Below are 17,367 nucleotides of genomic sequence, written 5' to 3'. Positions count from 1 at the left end.
CTCCTCAGTACAGGAAGGCGGTGTCGGGCTCGGGTGCGTCGGCGCGCGGTGTCTGCGGCACGGTCCGGGCGAACCGGAGCAGCAGCAGGACCTCGATCACCGCGAGAACGGCGTACAGCAGCGTGAAGGTGATCATCGAGGTCAGCACCGATCCGGCGCCGACGGTCGGTGAGACGCCGTTGCGGGTCTGCATCAGGCCGAACACGATCCACGGCTGCCGGCCCATCTCGGTGAAGATCCAGCCGAAGCTGTTCGCGACCAGCGGCAGCAGCGGCAGCGCGATCGCGGCCCGGACGAGCCAGCGCGACGGCTTGCGGCCGTCCTTGCGGATGTACCAGAGCGCGATCACCGCGACCAGGGCGGACAGCAGCCCGAACAGGATCATCAACCGGAACGTCCAGTAGGTGACGGGGATGTTGGGCTTGTAGCTGCCGGGGCCGAAGCGTTGCTCGTACGCGGCCTGGAGGTTGTTGATGCCCTCGACCTTGCCGCTCCAGGTGCCGGTCGCGAGGAACGACAGCCCGTGCGGCACGGTCACCGACCACACCTCACGCTGGCCGTCCAGCGATCCGATCGTGAGCAGCGAGAAGCCGGCCGGCTGCGACGTCTCGTACAGCGCCTCGGCGGCGGCCATCTTCATCGGCTGCGTCTCGGTCATGATCTTGCCCTGGATGTCGCCGGTCACGAAGACCGCGGCGGCGGCGACGAGCACTGTGATCGCGCCGAGCTTCACGCACGGGCGGAACAGTTCCCGGCGTTCCTGCCCGCCGTGCTTGTCACTGCGCAGCAGATGCCACAGCGCGATGCCGAGCATGAAGGCGCCGCCGGTCAGGAAGCAGGCGGCGACGGTGTGCGGGAAGGTGACCAGCGCGACCTTGTTGGTCAGCACCGCCCCGAAGTCCTGCAGCTCGGCCCGGCCGCTCGCGCGGTTGTAGGTGTAGCCGACGGGCCACTGCATCCACGAGTTGGCGGCCAGGATGAAGTACGCCGACAGTTGGGTGCCGATGGCAACGAGCCAGATCGACGCCAGGTGCACCTTCTTCGGCAGCCGGTCCCAGCCGAAGATCCAGAGGCCGAGGAACGTCGACTCGAGGAAGAAGGCGAGCAGCCCCTCGATCGCCAGCGGGGCGCCGAAGATGTCGCCGACGAACTTCGAGTAGGCGCTCCAGTTCATGCCGAACTGGAACTCCTGCACGATGCCGGTGACGACGCCCATCGCGAAGTTGACCAGGAACAGCTTGCCCCAGAACTGGGTGAGCTGCCGGTACTTGACCTTCCCGGTCCGGTACCAGGCCGTGTGCAGACCGGCCACGAGCGCCGACAGGCCGATGGTGATCGGCACGAACAGGAAGTGGTAGACGGTGGTGATCCCGAACTGCCATCGGGCGAGGTCGATCGCATCCATGGCCCTCAGCGTCCCGGCAACCGGCGGTGCTGCCCTAGAGGCGAAGGTCCCGGCGGCCCGGGACCCAACGGCACTGGATCCGGTCCTGGGTCCCGCGGTGAGCTGGTGGAGTGTCGAAGGGAGCCGCGATGACGGCGGTGGAGCACCCGGGCGCGGGGTGGGACGTGCTGGCGTCGGACGGGTCGGTGGTGCGGATCCGGCCGGTGCGCGAGGACGACGAGCCGGCGCTGAAGGCGATGAACAGCCGCGTGTCGGACTTGTCGATCTACCTGCGGTTCTTCGGTATCAGCCGGCTGATGGCCGACGAGTACACCCATCACCTCGCCGCCGAGCAGGACGGTCACGTCGCACTGGTCGCGGAGTACGGCCAGGACGTCGTCGGGATCGCGAGCTACGAGATCCTCCGGGCGGGCGAGGCCGAGATGGCCTTCCTGCTGCAGGATTCCGTGCACGGCAAGGGGATCGGGACGCTGTTGCTCGAGCAGCTGGTCGCGACCGCCCGGGAGAACGGCATCCAGCGGCTGCGCGCCGACACGCTGGGGGAGAACGCGAAGATGCTGCGGGTGCTCGCCGACTCGGGGTTCGAGCAGGTCCGCAGGCTCGACAGCGGCGTGGTGGAGCTCGTGCTCGACACGGCGTACCACCCGGCGACCTTGGAGCGGATGGCCGATCGCGAGCGGGCGGCCGAGAACCGCTCGCTGCAGCGCCTGTTCTCGCCCCGGACGGTCGCGGTCATCGGCGCCGGCCGGACGCCTGGCGGTATCGGGCACGAGGTGCTGCGCAACATCGTCACCGGCGGCTTCACCGGGACGGCGTACGCCGTGAACCCGCGGGCGACGCGGATCGCCGACGTGGCGGCGTACCCGACGATCGCGGCGGTGCCCCGGACGGTCGATCTCGCGGTGATCGCGGTCCCGGCCGAGCAGGTGACCGATGTACTGGCGCAATGCGGCGCGGCGGGTGTCGGGGGCGCGGTCGTGCTGACCGCCGGATTCTCCGAGCTCGGCGCGGCCGGTCGCGAGCTGCAGCGCGAGATGCTCGCGGTCGCCCGCCGGCACAGCATCCGGCTGATCGGGCCGAACTGCCTGGGCCTGGTCAACACCGCGGCGGAGATCAGGCTGAACGCCACGTTCGCCGAGGTCGCGCCCCGGCCCGGTGCGCTGGCGATCGCGGCGCAGTCGGGCGCGGTCGGTATCGCCGTGCTCGAGCACGCCGGGCGGACCGGGCTCGGCATCTCCGAGTTCGTCTCGCTCGGCAACAAGGTCGATGTCAGCGGCAACGACGTCCTGCTGCACTGGTGGGGCGAGCCGCGGACCGCGGTGATCGGGCTGTACCTGGAGTCCTTCGGGAACCCGCGCAAGTTCGGCGGACTGGCCCGGATGATCGGGCGGACCAAGCCGATCCTGGTCGTGAAAGGCGGACGATCGGCGGGTGGCCGGAGGGCAGGGGCCTCGCACACGGCCGCGGCGGCGACGCCGGAGACGGCCGTGGACGCGTTGTTCGCGCAGTCCGGCGTCCTGCGGATGGACACCATCGAGGAGCTGGTGGAGACGGCCCGCGTGCTGGCGGTGCCGCCGCTGCCGCGGGGCCGCCGTGTCGCTGTGGTCGGCAACGCGGGCGGCGCGGGGATCCTGGCGGCCGATGCCGCCGGCCGGCTCGGACTCGAATTGCCCGAGCTGAGCGAAACCGTGCAAAGGCAGCTGGGGGAGGCCGGCGCCGTGGCGAGCGGGAACCCCGTCGACCTCGGCGCGGCCGCGTCGCCGCAAAGCCTGGCTCAGGCGCTGCGGGTGATCATCGACAGCGGTGAGGCCGACAGCGTCGTGGTGAACTACGCCGTGACAAGGGCCGGCCGAGTCGAGGACATCTACGACACCATCGCCGCCGTCGCCGCGCCGGCAGACCTGCCGGTCGTCGTGAACTGCGTCGGTTCACCGCACGCCACCCCGGAGATCGCGCTGCCCGACGGGCGGCGACTGCCCGTGTTCCCGTTCCCGGAGAGCGCGGTCCGCGCCCTGGCCCACGCCGTTCGGTACGCCGAGTGGCGCGCCCGCCCGCAGGGCGTCGTACCGGAGCTCGGGCGCGTGGACGTGGCCGGCGCTCAGGGTGTGGTGCGCCGGTTCCTCGAGCAGTCACCGGACGGCGGATGGCTGGATCCGCGCCAGGCGAACCAGCTGTTGCGTCGTGCCGGACTCTCCGTGATTCCGGTGCTGACCGCTTCCTCGCGCCCGGAGGCGATCGCGGCCGCGGAGCAGGCCGGGTACCCGGTCGCCCTGAAGACGGCCGCGCCGGGTGTCGTGCACAAGACCGACATCGGCGGCGTGCGGATCAACCTGGCGGACGCGGCGCAGTTGACCGCGGCGTACGACGATGTGACGGCTGCCGCGGGAGATCCGCACGTGGTGGTTCAGGCGATGGCGCCGGGCGGCACGGAACTCGTCATCGGGGCGGTGCGCGACCAGCTGTTCGGGCCGCTGGTGATGGCAGGCAGCGGCGGGACGCTCACCGATCTGCTGGCCGACCGCCAGTGGCGTGGTCTGCCGCTGACCGACCTGGACGCGGCCGACATGGTGCGCTCGCTGCGGTGTGCGCCCCTGCTGGCCGGCTACCGCGGCGCGGACGCCGCCGACCAGGCCGCGGTCGTCGATGTCATCCACCGGATCGCCTGGCTCGCCGAGCAAATCCCGGAGCTGGCCGAGCTCGACATCAACCCGCTCGTCGCCGGTCCGGCCGGCGCGTTCGCGGTCGACGTACGGATGCGTCTGACGCCGGCTGTTCCCGAGCCCGACTGGCATGCTCGCCGGATGCGCGGCGACTGATCGGGCAGGGCCGAGGAAGGCCGAGGAAGGTCAGGACGGTTGCCGTGCCGGCATCTGCTCGAACCGCAGGGCGACGTTGGCCAGCGCGCGGAGGGCGGCGACCGTCTCCGCGATCCGGCGGTGCGAGTCGGTGGGGTGCACGGTGCGGAACAGGTCGTTGCGGAAGTCTTCGAGGGCGTCGAGCAGATGCTCGATCTCGTCGACGACGACCGCGTCCGCCCCGCCGGCGAGGACCGGCAGGATGTGGCCGCGGAAGGCGACCAGCGTGTGCTGGGCCTCGGCCAGCCGGCGTTCCTCCAGGAACCAGTTGTCGGTCTGGCTGGAGTCCGCGATGTTGCTGAGCTCGGCCTCCCACCGGTCGATCTCCTGACGCAGGGTGGTCATGACTGCTCCTTCGGGAGGAAGTCGGCGACCGGGCGGCGGTCGGTCCCGGTGTGGGAGCGGCTGTGGCCGAAGCGGATGATCATGTGGGCATGACCTGGGGCGCCGGTGAGGCGCTGCACCTTGCGGCGCAGGTCGTCGTACTCGAGCGGCTGGTTGAGGAACGACGCGCTGACCCCGTCGCGGGTCGCGGCGAGCAGCACCCGCTCGAGCGCCGCGCCGGCCGCCACCTGGTCGCTGGGGGCGTCGAACTCGGTGGACAGGACGGCGAGATCCGGATGCTTCTCGAAGGACCGCTCGGCGCGGCTCCGGTCGGTCGGCCGCGTCCCGAGGTCGCGGACGGCGGACGGGTAGCTGGCGGCGCGAGGTCCGAGCGCCGTGCTGGGCACTCCGTCGCCGGTGCGCCGGCCGCCGACCCAGTGCGCGCGTTCGGCGCGGCGCTGCCAGTCGTGGATCTCGCGCAGGTCGGCATCGAGCACCAGGTCGAGGACGGCGCGGACGTCGTCCTCGCCCAGCCAGATCAGCTCGGCGCCCTCGGCGTACGCCGCCCGCAGCAGCCGCACGCGGACGTCCTCGGTGAGCGGGATCGCGTCCGAGGGGTTCCGGTCGGTGTGCCGGTACGGGATCTGGACGGCGAGGTCGCGGAGCTCCTCGTCCCGGGCGGCGGTCGGTTCGAGCACGATCCGGGCAAGCAGGTCGGGTTCTTCCCGCGGGTACGGCGCCAGCCCGAACCAGGTGCCGTACCCGAGGCCTTCGGCCGCGCAGCGCAGGTTGAAGGTGGCGGCGCCGGCGGCGATCCGCATCGCCCGGCCGGTCGGGTCCTCGGCGGGAAGTGTGCGGGAGCCGTCCAGGTACACGTCGATCACGTGGCCCTCGACCTCGAACCGCCACGGCTGGGTGTTGTGCATGCTCGGCGCGGCCACGGCCGCCGCGAGCAGGACGTCGACGGCTTTCGCCGGCAGCTGATCGGACACCGGAGGCTCCTCCCACTGGTTCTCCTCCTTCAGGTTCGCCGGTGGGAGGCGAGTGGCGCTGCGGGCAAGAGTCCCGACCTGCCAGGCCGTTAGTCAGTGGGTGCCGTCAGTCAGTGGGTGCGGTGAACTCCACGACCGTGCCTTGCGGGTCGTTGCCGGCGAGCCGGACGGTGCCGCCGAGGGACTGGGCCCGCTCGGTGAGGTTGCGCAGACCGCTGCGCCGGGTGCTGGAGCCGAGGCCGACGCCGTCGTCCGACACGCGCGCGACGACCTGGCCGTTCCCGACGGTGACCTCCACGAGCGCATTCTGGGCGTTGGCGTGCCGGACGACGTTCGACAGCGATTCCCGCACCACCGCGAGGATCTGCGGCCGGACGGAGGCCGGCACGCCGGTGTCGATCGGTCCGGTGCAGATCAGCCGCGGACGGAAGCCGAGCCCTTCGGCGTACTCCGAGACGAGCGCCTGGAGGTCGCTGCGCAGCGAACTGGACTCCGGTGCCTGCTGCAGCTCGAAGATCGCGGCCCGCAGGTCGTGGATGGTGGTGTCGATGTCCTCGACCGCACGGCCGAGCCGCTCCTGATGCTCGGGGCGGGCCATCCGGTGCATGCCCTGCAGTTGCAGGCCGGTCGCGAACAACCGCTGGATGACGAGGTCGTGCAGGTCGCGGGCGATCCGGTCGCGGTCCTCGAGGACGGCGAGCATGTCCCGGTCGTGCTGTGCCTGGGCCCGCTCGAGTGCCAGCGTGGCCTGGCCGGCGAACATCCGGACCAGGTCGGCGCCTTCGGTCAGGCGGCTGTTCGCCCCCTGTTCCAGTGCCACCACCAGCAGGCCGCCGGTGTCCGCACCTCCGGCCGGCAGCGGCGCGATGGTCGTCCGGCCGAGCGTGGCCGCCTCCGGGAAGTCGGTCAGGCGGCCGACGTCCTTGAGGACCTGAGCGAGGTCCTCGATCACGACCACCTGCCCGTCGTCGGAGACCACCTGGCGCAGCAAGGGCAGATCGGCCGGCAGCCGGCGGCCGACGTACCGGCCGTAGTCCGGCGGACCGTCCACCGCCCGCACGACGAGCTCGTCGTGATCGGCGATCAGGACGGCGCACACCTGCGCACGGGAGATCTCGCGGGCTCGCTGGGTGATCAGCTGGAGCGCCTGGTCGGCGTCGAACTCGCCGAGCATCAGCTGGGTGATCTCGGCGTTCACCTCGTGCCAGCGCCGGCGTTGCTCGGTGTCGGCGTACAGGCGGGCGTTGTCGATCACCACACCGGCGGCCGCGGCGAGCGCGGTGACCGTGCGCTCGTCGTCCTCGGTGAAGTCGGCGCCGTCGTTCTTCTCGGTCAGGTACAGGTTGCCGTAGGCATGTTCCCGGGTCCGGATCGGGACGCCGAGGAAGCTCTTCATCGGCGGGTGATTCGACGGGAAGCCGTACGAGCGCGGGTGTTCGGCGAGATCGTGCATCCGGATCGGCTCCGGGTGCTCGATGAGCAGGCCGAGGATGCCGTGGCCCTCGGGATACGGGCCGATCGCGGCGATCTCTTCGTCGGTGACGCCGTGCGTGATGAACCGGACCAGTCGCCTGCCGTCCGGCCCGACGACACCGAGTGCGCCGTACCGGGCGTTGGCGAGCTCACAGGCGGCGGTGACGATGCGGTCCAGGGTGCTGTTCAGGTCGAGATCCGCGCCGATGCCGACGACCGCGTCGAGGAGCGCGCGCAGGCGTTCCTGGTACTCCATGATCTCGTCGACCCGGCCGAGGAGCTCCTGCAACAGCGCATCCAGACGTACCCGCGACAACCCGGCGTACTCCAGCGCCCCCTCGTCCCAGGTTCCTCGTCCTGCCTGCGAGTCGCCCACCACCCGCTCAGCCTAGGGAATGGTTCGGGCAATAGGAAGCACTTTGCGGTCTAGGCCCCGTCGCGCGGCCGCTTCCCCCAGGGCACGAGACGCCTCCCGTGCACCGATTCGACGCCGACCCGGACCAGTCGCGGGTCCTCCATCGGCAGCCACGAACGCACCGGCAGGGTGCGTCGCAGTTCGGCGGCCTCGTCGTCGCTGACCACGGACAGGTGACCGATCGCGGTCACCGTCCAGCCGACGTGCCGCTCGAGGTCCACCTCGTCCGCCTCGAAGGCCACCACGTCGCCTCGTTCCGCGGCCCGGAACTTGTCGCCGCGACCCGAGTTGAACACGACGGTGTCCGCGTCGAGGAGGAAGTTGACCAGCCGGACAGCGGGCAGGCCGCCGGAGGTGTAGACCAGACGTCCGATCGGCACGGACTGCAGCAGCCGCAGGCACTCGGCCCGGTCGACGATCTCGAGCCGTGAGTGATCGAAGTGGTGGGTGAGGGTCATCGGAGTGCCTTTCCTGGCTGCCTGCAGCAACTCTCGCGAGAACCAGGCGGTGTGGAGTAGGGCCGAAGGTCCCGGACCATCGGGACCTCGCGGCCGGGAGGTTGTCACCGCGGCAGGTGACCTTCGGCCCGTGCGCTCGCGGCAGGTGCGGCGCACGCTGGGCAAATGAGCGTTTTCGGCAGCGGATCGACAGCATGGGCCCGGGAGCCGTGGTTCCGGCAGCACCCGGCGGCGGCACTGGTCGTCGCGGGGATGCTGTTCGCCTCCGTGTGGGTCGTACGGCTGATCGACGGCGATGCCGTTGACGCGACAATGCTGCTGTTCACCCTTCCGGTCGCTCTGATCGCGGTCGCGTTCGGGCTGCGCGCCGGCGTTGCCGCGGGCGCGCTGGCTGTGCTGATGGTGGTGACCTGGGTTCTGGCGACCGGCACGGACCTGGGTCCGGTGGGCTGGATCGCTCGCTGCCTGCCTGAGCTGCTGCTCGGGTTCCTGCTCGGCGACGCGTCGGACCGGCTCCGCCGGGCCGAGGCCGAGCGGCGCAAGCTGGAGTCCGGCGCGTTGCTGTACCGCGAGGCGATCGAGATCAACGACTCGCTGGTCCAAGGCATGGCGGCGGCCCGGTGGGCGCTGGAGGCCGGCCGGCCCGACGACGGCCTGAAGACGCTCGAGACCACGATCGGGCAGGCCCAGGACCTGGTGTCCGACCTCATTCGCCAGGCCGGCATGGGCACCTCGATCCATCCGGACTGAGTGCGTTGGAGGAGCGATGACGCAGCCGATGAAGGTGTCCGAGGTGATGACCCGCGAGGTCGTCACGGTGACCGAGGACACGCCGTACAAGGAAGTCGTCGGTGTGCTGGCCGCGCACCACATCACCGCCGTGCCGGTGATCAACGCCTACGGCGGCGTCGGCGGCGTGGTCTCGGAGACGGATCTGGTCCGCAAGGAGGAGTTCCAGGGCTCGCGCCGACGTTCCTGGGCGCTGCGCCGGCGGCAGCGCAAGGCCCGTTCGCGGGCGACCGGTCTGCGGGTCGCCGAGCTGATGTCGCGTCCGGCGGTGACGATCGATCAGACCGCGACGATTCCCGAGGCGGCCAAGTTGATGGCGGCGCGGGGCATCACCCGGCTGGTGGTGACCGACGGTGAGGTGCTGACCGGGATCGTGACCAGGTCCGACCTGCTGAAGATCTTCCTCGAGCCCGACGACCACCTGTTGCAGCGGGTCCGGCGGGAGGTCGTCGTCACCACCCTCGGTGACGACGCGTCCGGCATCGAGCTCGCCGTCCGGGACGGAGTCGTGACACTGTCCGGCCAGGTCGACCGGCGCAGCACCGCCGAGCTCGCCGGGAAACTGACGGCCGAGGTCGACGGCGTGGTCGGCCTCGACAACGAGCTCAGGTGGGCGTACGACGACACCGAGTCGACGCCGGGCATCACGCCCTCACCGGAGCACCGAAGCCGCCCCTGACGCGTCAGACTCAGGAGCGCCCGGTCGGAACGGGGGAGCGGCTCGGATACGGGCCGGTGGCGTACCGGTTCACCTCGGCGACGGTGCCGTCGATGTCGCGGATGATGTGGCACAGCCCGTTCCAGCGGGCCACCTCGACGCCGATGGCGATCAGCCGAACCCGGCTGGGGCCGGACGCGAACGGCTCCGGTGAATCACAGCGGCGGGTGTGCCATGCGCCGTTCTCGTAGTACGTCTCGACATCCGCGTGCAATTCGGTGCCGTCCTCAGGGGCGGCGGCTTCGTGCGTGGTCATGGGGCTGGTCTCCAAATCGGAGTTCTGACACAGCCCCAGACCGGGCCAGAGGGGATCGACGGGGTCTCACCAGCACTCTGCAACATCGTCGCCGCCGGGCGGTGGGCCGAAAGTCCCGAGATCGCCGGGCATCGGTCCCGACCTCCGTGATCGCCTGAGATCGCCTGAGAGTGCCCGTGTTCGCCTGTGTTCGTTGGTGATCGGAGGCGGCGAACGACGGGCGCAGGCAACATTCACAGCCTGTTCGGGCCCAGTGCGAGGTGGTACTGTCAGGCCCTATCTAGGGGCCCCGGACCCGGCACCTGCTGCGTGCACAGGGGGTCCTATGTTCGTTTCGTCCGATCGATCGCTGCTTCCCGCGAATGCCGCGTTCCCGCTCGGCGGGACGCGCCGTCGAATGGTCCCGGCCCGGTCGCCGCAATGGGTCGTCGTCTGGGTTCTGAGATCGGTCGTGGATCCGGACTGGATGCCTGCGTCGGCAGCCGCCGAGCTGGTCGAGCGGATCCCGGACCCGGCCGTCCTCCGGCGTGCGCACGCCCAGCTGCGCAGCGTCACCCGGCATCGCAGCACCGTTCGCCAGGCGCGAGCGATCGCCACCCTCAACCTGGCTCTCGACCTGGCTGCCGGCCGGCGCGACGACGGGCAGGGGTGAGCACGATGACCTCGGTGTACCTGGACCGGCTGGCGCACTCGACCCGCTTCGACGCGTGGCGGACCGAAGAGCTGACGGCCGCACTGGCGTCGCTGGACGCGGAGATCGACGAGCGATGGTCGCCGCAGCAGGGCGGGCCGAGGGTCCTCAACATCCGGCTCCAGATCTACCGGCAGCGCCTGCAACGCGAGCTGGACCAACGCGCTGCCGACGGGAGCGGGTGATGTCCCACTGAACTCCGCACTGAGCGTGCGGGTACGCCGGGTCGCCGGACGAGGCTCCTCTCCTCGTCCGGCAACGGAGGGGAGCCCGGCGAGGTCGGCTTCCGTTCCGCTGCACGGCAACGGCGCAGGTGCAGCGGAACGGGGGCTCGGCTGCGCGGGACTATCGGGGGCGGGTCGCGGTGAGGGCCAGCGTGCCGTCGAGTACGGAGGCCGCGACGTCGGCGAGGCGGCGTCCGTTGTTGCGCGCGTACTGCCGCAGCACCGTGAAGGCGTCGTCGAGGCTGAGGCCGAGCCGCTCGGCGAGGAGCCCTTTCGCCTGTTCGATCAGCACCCTGCTGTCCAGGGCCCCCTGCAACTGGTCGGCGCGGGTCTCGTGCTGGGTCGAGTGGTGCGCCTCCACGCCCAGCGCGGCTGTGCTCGCCAGCATCTGCCCGGCCTCGAGCGAGCCCTCGGAGAGCGCGCCGGGCTTGCTCAGGAACATCGTCAGGGACCCGATGGTCCGCCCCGGCAAGGGCATCGGGAAGGCGTGCACCGCCCGGATGCCCCTGCGCCGGGCCGCGGGCGTGAAGCGGGGCCACCGGGTGTCGGCATCAGTCAGATCGGGGCAGTCCACCCGCGAGCCACTGCCGTAACTGTCATGAGCGGGTCCTTCGGCGACCCGGGACTCCAGCTCCTGCAGGCGGCGTGCCGCGGCGGACGACGCTGCGACGACGTCGAGGGCGCCGTCGCGGTCGGCGAGCATCAGCGCAGAGGCCGTCACACCGGGCGATTCCGCGCACCGCGCCGTGAGCCAGGCGAGGGCGTCGACCAGATTGTCGTCCGTCACGAAGCGGGCGACCAGGTCGTGCACCGTGACACACGCGGCGTACTCGGCTTCACTCATCGGGGATTCTCCCCTCCTGCACGTCCAGCCGCAGGCGCTTCTCGACGACCCGCCGGGCCACGTCGGTGACCTGTTCGTCGTGTGCGAAGGCCCGGGCCCGGATCAGGATCAGCGCGTCGTCGACGCTGCAGTCGCACTGAGCGGCGACCATCCCGACGGCCTGATGGAGGACCAGCCGGTGGTTGGGCGAGTCGAGTACGTTCGCGGCGCCGGCGGTCTCTCCCTCCTCGAGCAGCCGGGCGAGACACTCCTCGGTCAGGAGCATCGTATGGGTCAGTGCGTCGGCGAACTCCTCGAGCTCGCCGACCAGCGGCTCCGCGGACGGCGGCCCGGGCGGATCGAAGACCGCGAGCGCGCCGATGCACCGCTCCGGCGGCCCGAGCGGAACGACCGCGAGCGAGCGCACGCCGAGGGCGGCGATCGCGGGCGAGTAGTACTGCCAGCGATGCTGCAGTGACTGCGCGGCCACAGCCACCGGCAGGCCGCTGGACGTGGAATCGTGCACCGGTCCTTCCCCGAGCGTCAGCTCCAGGTCCTGGGCGGCCGCCGCGAGCGGGTCGGAAGAGGTCACCGAGACCTCGATCTGCCGCGAGTTCAGCAGCGTGATCCCGGCACTCCGGGTCCCGAGCAGCTCCGCGACCGCGGAGATCAGCCGCGGACGCTCGGCCTCCAGGGCGTCCGGCGAGATCCATCGGCCGAGCCTGCGGATGTGCGCATCGTGCAGTTTGGCAGCCGTCAGATGGCGGTCTTCGCTGCGGCGGTGGATGCGGCCCAGCCGCTCGTGGACAGCACGCATCGCGTCCGGTCCGGTGGTCACGAGCTCTTCGTGCCGACGGGCGATCGCGGCGGCACGATCCGCTCGGGTGCGCTCGCGCTCGGCCTGCTCCCGAGCGGCTCCGATCCAGGCGGACAGCCCACTCATCACAGTGCGATTCTAGTCCTGTTTCCCGGCTTCCTGGAGGTCTTCCATCAGCAGCACCACGCCGTCTGCCTGACTGTCCAGCGGTGAACAGATCACGGAGCACTTGATCCTGCGGCCCCGGCGGTTCACGGCGATCAGGTCGACCGGATCCGTCCGGCGGCCGGACGTGAGGCAGCCTTGCACGACCTCCACGAGGGCGTCGGTCGGCAGCCCGAAGTCGAGCTGGAAGAACGCCTGCCGCTGGACCTCGTCGCTGCGCAGTCCCCAGAGTTCCTCCGCGCCGCGGTTCCAGCTGCGCACCTTGAGCTCTCCGTCGAGCACCACCACCCCGGCGGCCACGCTCGCGAGCACACCCTCGAGGAAGGTCCGGGCCTCGTCGAGCTCGGTACTGCGGATCCGGATCTCCTCGTTCATCGTCTCGAGCTCTTCGTTGCCCGACTGGAGTTCTTCGTTGGTGGTCTCCAGTTCCTCGTTCGTGGACTGGAGTTCTTCGTTGGTGGTCTCCAGCTCCTCGATGCTGGACTGGAGTTCTTCGTTGGTGGTCTCCAGTTCCTCGTTCGTGGACTGAAGCTCCTCGTAGGCGGTCTCCAGATCCTCCCGGTTGCGTTTCACCTCCAGCTGCAGCCGGGTGAGCGTGGTGGTGTCGAGGAACGCCAGCGACGATCCGACGACCATGCCGTCGTCGGCGGTCAGCGGCTGGACGATGATGTCGAGGTACTGCACGTCCTGGGCGGACAACCGGCGTTCCACGCCGTTCACCCGGACGGTACGGCGCTCGGAGTGCGCCTGCTCGATCAGCGAGCGCAGCTCGGTCGGCCGATAGGAGACCTCGAGGTCGCGCAGTGGCCGCCCGACGTCTTGGGAGGTGAGCCCGAACTGTGCTCTGGCCTGACTGTTCACCTGGGTGATCGCGCCGTCGAGATCGAGCGCGATCATCGCGTCCGGGGCCGTTTCCAGGACCAGGTCGCGCAACTGCCGCCTGCGGGCCGCGTCCCGTCGCTCGCCACCCGTCGGCGCGGTCAGCTTCAGCGGGTTGGGCTGGTGCGGCGGCTCGGCCCGGCCTGCCCGCCGGCGGAAGACCCGCTGACGCATGTTGACAACGTCGAACCGCTCGCCGTCGGACAGCAGCATCTCGGCCTTGCCGAGGAACAGGTAGCCCTCCGGGCGCAGGGCGAAATGGAACCGGTCGATGATCTGCGACTGTGCTTCCACGTTGAAGTACATCAGCGTGTTGCGGCACACCAGCAGGTGCAGCCGGGAGATCGGGGCGTCCCGGGTGATGTCGTGGCGGCCGAAGATGACCCTGCGGCGCAGGTCCGACCGGAAGACCAGACGCGATCCGCTCTGCTCGAAGTACAGCTCGCGCAGGTCCTCGGGAATCGCCTCGAGTGCCTTCTCGGAGTAGGCGCCGGTGCGGGCCTCGCGCAGCGCCTCCTCGTCCACGTCGGTACCGTAGATCTTGACCCGCCGGGCGCACTCCTCGATGCCCAGCGCCTGCGCGAACATGATGGCCAGCGAGTACGCCTCCTCGCCGCTGGAGCAGCCGGCGCTCCAGATCCGGATCTCCTGGTCGGCGTCGGCGCTGCCCAGCAGCTCGGGAATGATCTCCTGCTGCAGATAGGACCAGCTCTCGGTGTCGCGGAAGAAGCTGGTGACGTTGATCAGGATCGTGTTGAACAGGAACCCGAACTCGTCCGCACTCGTCTCCAGCAGATCGCGGTAGTCCAGGTACTGCGAGATCCCGACGTCGTGCATGCGCTTGCGGACCCGGCGGGCCAGCGAGGTCCGCTTGTAGCCGGTGAAATCGAAGCCGCGCGCGTCCCGGATGAAGGCGAGCAACTGCTCCAGGTCGGGGTTCACACCGTCGTCGGTGTCGTCCGGCATCACACGCTCCTCGCGTCGACCAGGGCGACGATGACGCCCGCGATCTCGTCCAGCGGCAGAACGAAGTCGACCGATCCGGTGCCGACCGCCGCGTCCGGCATGCCCCGGAACTCCGCCGACTCCGGATCTTCGACGATCACCGTGCCGCCCCGTGACTTGACCGCACTCACCCCCATCGCCCCGTCGCTGCCGGATCCTGTCAGGAGGCAGGCTATCGCCCGCGCACCGTAAGCCCCGGCCACCGACTCGAACAGCAGATCGGCGGACGGCCGCACGAAGTGCACCAGTTCGCTGCTCGACAACGTGAGCTCGCCGTTGCCGCCGACGAGCAGGTGCCGATTGGGAGGCGCCACGTACACGGTCCCCGGCCGTGCCTGCTCACCCGCCTCGGCCAGCTTGACCTCGAGTGCAGTGCGCCGCCCGAGCACATCGGCGATCACGGTCTCGTGGCGCGGGTCGAGATGCTGGACGATCACCACCGGCACCGAGAGGCGCGCCGGGAGCGCGCCGAGCACCAGGCCCAGAGCGCGGATGCCGCCGGCGGACGACCCGATCGCGACGATGTCGAACGGATCACTGTGCTCCCTCGGCGGGGGCTCCGGCGACTGGTTCATGAGCTCGTGCGACAACAACTGGGGAACACCTTCTGAGCCTAGCGGATCCGGGGTGGTCGGCGGTCGCGGAAACAAGGCCTTTCGGGCGCTTCACGCGGGGAGGGTCCAGCGGTGGCTGTCGCCGGGCTTGAGCTGCCGCGTCCGCCCGAAGCAGCGGACGGCGACGGCCGGCCCCGGCCCGGGGTCGATCGTGACGGCGACGGTCGTGCTCGTGATCGTGACCGTCGTGCGGTGCCCGCGGTAGCGCAGCACCATCTCGAGTGCGCCGAGTCTGGCGGGCCAATGCGGGCGGAAGCGCAGGACGCCGCCGGTCGTGGTGAGTCCGGTGAAGCAGCGCTGGACGAGGTCCGCGGCTCCGGCCATCGCCGCGAGGTGCACGCCCTCGGCGGTGGTGCCGGTGCGGAGTGCTTCGCCGGCGTCGCTGTGCAGGGCCTGCTCGAGGAACGCGAGGGCGCGATCGGGATCGAGCGCGGCGAGCCCCCACGCGTGCACGACGGCGCTCAGCGACGAGCCATGGCAGGTCCGGGCGAGGTAGTACTCGACAGTGTTCCGGACGATCTCGGCGGTGAACGGGTACCCGAGCCGCTCCATCAGGGCGCGCAGGTCACGCCGGGGGAGCAGATACAGCAACATCAGCACATCGGCCTGCTTGGAGACCTGGTACGTCGTCACGTCGCGTCCCTCGGCTTCGAGGATCCGGTCGAGGCGCCGGATGTCGCCGTACCGGTCCCGGTACTGCGGCCAGTCGAGTTCGGTGAGCTGTTCGTAGCCTTCGAACTGGCTGATGACACCGTCGTGGAAGGGCACGAACATGCGGCGGGTGAGCTCGTCCCAGCGGTTGCGTTCCTCCTGCCGCAGGCCGAGCGACTCGATCAGCTCGGTCCGTCGCCAGGCCGGGAGCAGGTCAAGCGCACGGGCGGCGACGCCGAACAGCCAGACGGCCATGACGTTGGTGTAGGCGTTGTTGTCGATGCCGGGTTCGGCGTGACCCGGGTGCGCGGTGTGGAACTCGTCGGGACCCATCACGCCGCGGATCACGTAGCGGTCCCGGCCCGCGTCGTACTCGGCGAGCGCCGCGAAGAAGCGGGCGACCTCGACGATGACCTCGGCGGCGTGATCGGACAGGAAATCCGTGTCGCCGGTGGTCTCGACGTACTGCCACATCGAGTAAGCGACGGCCAGGCCGACGTGCCGCTGCCGGAACGACACGTCGTCGGTCCAGTGGCCGGAGAGCGGGTTGAGGTGCACACGCTGGCTCTCCTCGCGCCCGTCGGAGGCGGACTGCCACGGGAACATCGCGCCCTGGAGCCCGATCTGCCGCGCCGCGAGCCGGGCCGCGGGTAGCCGTCGGCAACGGTAGAGCAGGAGTGCACGGGTCAATTCCGGCAGCCGGAGCGTGAGGACCGGGAAGACGAAGAGCTCGTCCCAGAAGACATGTCCGCGGTACGCCTCGCCGTGCAGACCACGAGCCGGTACGCCGGCGTCGCTGTCCGGGCTGTGCGGGGACAGGGTCTGCAGCAGGTGGAAGATGTTCAGCCGGAGCGCGGCCAGTGTCCCGTCGTACGCCTCCTCGAGCTCCACGCTGAAGCGCCGCCACAGCTGCGACCAGGCCAGCACGTGACGTTCGAGGAGGTCACCGAGACACGGCGCACTCTGCAGTGCGAGCTCGGTGGCCAGTTGCGGTTCGGAGATGCCGACGTCGCGCGAGCCGTGGATCGCCGCGATCTTCTCGGCGCCGACCGTGTCGCCAGGCGTCACCGCGACCGTGAGTTCGGCGTACGCCGAGGTGTCGTCGGTGCGGGTGGTCCACCCGTCCAGGACCGAGCCGTTCCGGGCAGCGGCGACCCGGCTGCCGACGCAGATCCGGTGCCGTGACTGGGTCGTCGCAGCCGTCACGATGAGGTTGCCGTCAGCAACCACCGGCGCGACGCGGGTCAGGTGCCTCGCGGCCAGCTTGCGGTATCTCTCGACGCCGGCGTTCGTGACGTTGCCATGCACTGCGGATCCGATCCGGAGCCGGCCCGACCAGTTCACCGCGGTGACAGCGAGCGTCTGCCCGGCCAGGTGCGGGTCGGCCATGCTGACGAAGCGGCGTTCGACGCCACGGATCTCGCGCCCGGCCGGGTCCCGCAGCCGGAACCGGCGAGTCACCACCCCGCGGGCGACGTTCACTTCCAGATCGTGGTCGAGCACCTCGGTGGTGTCGGGCGTCCACCAGGCGCCGTCGTCGGCGGCGAACGTGAGCGGCAACCAGTCGGGCAGGTTGACGAGGCTCTCGTTCTCGATGGCGATGTCGCCGATCGTGTCCGTCAGGCGGTTGTAGTACCCGGCCAGGTACGTCCCGGGGTAGTGATGGTCGCCGGCCACCGATCCCGCCCACGCCCCGCGGGTGGCGAAGTACCCGTTCCCGGCGGTGCACAGCGCCTCCCGGCGGCGCTCGTCGGCCGGGTCGTAGCCGCCGAACGCCAGGACCCAGTCGGTCACGGCGCCCGTGTCACGTCCG

Annotated in this window: 16 protein-coding genes; 5 read left to right on the top strand and 11 right to left on the bottom strand. The window is 70.5% G+C overall.

Translation table 11 applies throughout. The annotated features are described in order from the left end of the window. Positions 1-4: 4 nt before the first annotated feature. Positions 5-1,405, bottom strand: a complete 1,401-nt coding sequence (locus ACWEOO_RS35080; protein ID WP_452146720.1) for a cytochrome ubiquinol oxidase subunit I — start codon at positions 1,403-1,405, stop codon at positions 5-7. A 128-nt stretch (positions 1,406-1,533) separates the two neighbouring features. On the opposite strand from ACWEOO_RS35080, the gene ACWEOO_RS35075 reads away from it, so the two are divergent. Continuing rightward, positions 1,534-4,221 (top strand): bifunctional acetate--CoA ligase family protein/GNAT family N-acetyltransferase, encoded by a 2,688-nt coding sequence (locus ACWEOO_RS35075; protein ID WP_452146719.1) that lies wholly within the window; start codon positions 1,534-1,536, stop codon positions 4,219-4,221. A gap of 30 nt (positions 4,222-4,251) precedes the next feature. Here ACWEOO_RS35075 and ACWEOO_RS35070 read toward each other — a convergent pair whose 3' ends face one another. From ACWEOO_RS35070 to ACWEOO_RS35055, 4 genes are all read right to left on the bottom strand, one after another. Then, positions 4,252-4,605 carry a hypothetical protein gene (locus ACWEOO_RS35070; RefSeq protein ID WP_452146718.1) on the bottom strand — a complete coding sequence of 118 codons (354 nt, stop codon included), beginning with the start codon at positions 4,603-4,605 and terminating at the stop codon, positions 4,252-4,254. After that, positions 4,602-5,576 carry an Acg family FMN-binding oxidoreductase gene (locus ACWEOO_RS35065; protein WP_452146717.1) on the bottom strand — a complete coding sequence of 325 codons (975 nt, stop codon included), beginning with the start codon at positions 5,574-5,576 and terminating at the stop codon, positions 4,602-4,604. The genes ACWEOO_RS35070 and ACWEOO_RS35065 overlap by 4 nt, the downstream gene beginning before the upstream one ends. Before the next feature lie 106 nt (positions 5,577-5,682). Further along, on the bottom strand, positions 5,683-7,428 hold the full coding sequence (locus ACWEOO_RS35060) for a GAF domain-containing protein (protein WP_452146716.1): 1,746 nt from the start codon (positions 7,426-7,428) through the stop codon (positions 5,683-5,685). 47 nt (positions 7,429-7,475) lie between these two features. Further along, a complete protein-coding gene (locus ACWEOO_RS35055) occupies positions 7,476-7,922 on the bottom strand; it encodes a pyridoxamine 5'-phosphate oxidase family protein (RefSeq protein WP_355691102.1) in 447 nt (148 codons plus the stop codon). Between the two features lie 165 nt (positions 7,923-8,087). On the opposite strand from ACWEOO_RS35055, the gene ACWEOO_RS35050 reads away from it, so the two are divergent. Together ACWEOO_RS35050 and ACWEOO_RS35045 are read left to right on the top strand one after the other, a co-directional pair. Beyond that, on the top strand, positions 8,088-8,672 hold the full coding sequence (locus tag ACWEOO_RS35050) for a hypothetical protein (RefSeq protein WP_452146715.1): 585 nt from the start codon (positions 8,088-8,090) through the stop codon (positions 8,670-8,672). Positions 8,673-8,688: 16 nt separating this feature from the next. After that, positions 8,689-9,390 carry a CBS domain-containing protein gene (locus ACWEOO_RS35045; RefSeq protein WP_452146714.1) on the top strand — a complete coding sequence of 234 codons (702 nt, stop codon included), beginning with the start codon at positions 8,689-8,691 and terminating at the stop codon, positions 9,388-9,390. A 10-nt stretch (positions 9,391-9,400) separates the two neighbouring features. On the opposite strand, the gene ACWEOO_RS35040 is transcribed toward ACWEOO_RS35045, so the two are convergent. Continuing rightward, entirely contained in the window at positions 9,401-9,685 is a 285-nt protein-coding gene (locus tag ACWEOO_RS35040) for a hypothetical protein (RefSeq protein WP_452146713.1), read from the bottom strand. A gap of 325 nt (positions 9,686-10,010) precedes the next feature. Between ACWEOO_RS35040 and ACWEOO_RS35035 the strand changes: the two genes are divergently transcribed. Both ACWEOO_RS35035 and ACWEOO_RS35030 read left to right on the top strand, forming a co-directional pair. Continuing rightward, on the top strand, positions 10,011-10,337 hold the full coding sequence (locus ACWEOO_RS35035; protein ID WP_359928813.1) for a hypothetical protein: 327 nt from the start codon (positions 10,011-10,013) through the stop codon (positions 10,335-10,337). A gap of 5 nt (positions 10,338-10,342) precedes the next feature. Next, entirely contained in the window at positions 10,343-10,561 is a 219-nt protein-coding gene (locus ACWEOO_RS35030) for a hypothetical protein (protein ID WP_452146712.1), read from the top strand. Between the two features lie 160 nt (positions 10,562-10,721). Here the strand turns inward: ACWEOO_RS35030 and ACWEOO_RS35025 are convergent, their stop codons facing one another. The 5 genes from ACWEOO_RS35025 to ACWEOO_RS35005 all read right to left on the bottom strand — a co-directional run bounded on the left by ACWEOO_RS35025 (position 10,722) and on the right by ACWEOO_RS35005 (position 17,348). Continuing rightward, the gene (locus tag ACWEOO_RS35025) at positions 10,722-11,444 is read right to left on the bottom strand and encodes a GAF and ANTAR domain-containing protein (protein WP_452146711.1); all 723 of its coding nucleotides are present in this window, start codon (positions 11,442-11,444) and stop codon (positions 10,722-10,724) included. Beyond that, positions 11,437-12,366, bottom strand: coding sequence for an ANTAR domain-containing protein (locus ACWEOO_RS35020; RefSeq protein WP_452146710.1), 930 nt, complete (start codon positions 12,364-12,366; stop codon positions 11,437-11,439). Before ACWEOO_RS35020 ends, ACWEOO_RS35025 begins: the two co-directional genes overlap by 8 nt. Before the next feature lie 12 nt (positions 12,367-12,378). Continuing rightward, positions 12,379-14,250, bottom strand: a complete 1,872-nt coding sequence (locus tag ACWEOO_RS35015) for a CheR family methyltransferase (RefSeq protein ID WP_452146709.1) — start codon at positions 14,248-14,250, stop codon at positions 12,379-12,381. Continuing rightward, positions 14,250-14,879 (bottom strand): chemotaxis protein CheB, encoded by a 630-nt coding sequence (locus ACWEOO_RS35010; RefSeq protein WP_452146708.1) that lies wholly within the window; start codon positions 14,877-14,879, stop codon positions 14,250-14,252. Before ACWEOO_RS35010 ends, ACWEOO_RS35015 begins: the two co-directional genes overlap by 1 nt. A 75-nt stretch (positions 14,880-14,954) precedes the next feature. Beyond that, the gene (locus tag ACWEOO_RS35005; RefSeq protein ID WP_452146707.1) at positions 14,955-17,348 is read right to left on the bottom strand and encodes a glycoside hydrolase family 65 protein; all 2,394 of its coding nucleotides are present in this window, start codon (positions 17,346-17,348) and stop codon (positions 14,955-14,957) included. Positions 17,349-17,367: the final 19 nt, after the last annotated feature.

Source organism: Kribbella sp. NPDC004138 (assembly GCF_053603655.1).
Note: the sequence above shows the minus strand (reverse complement) of the source record. Positions and strands in the feature narration are given on the sequence as shown.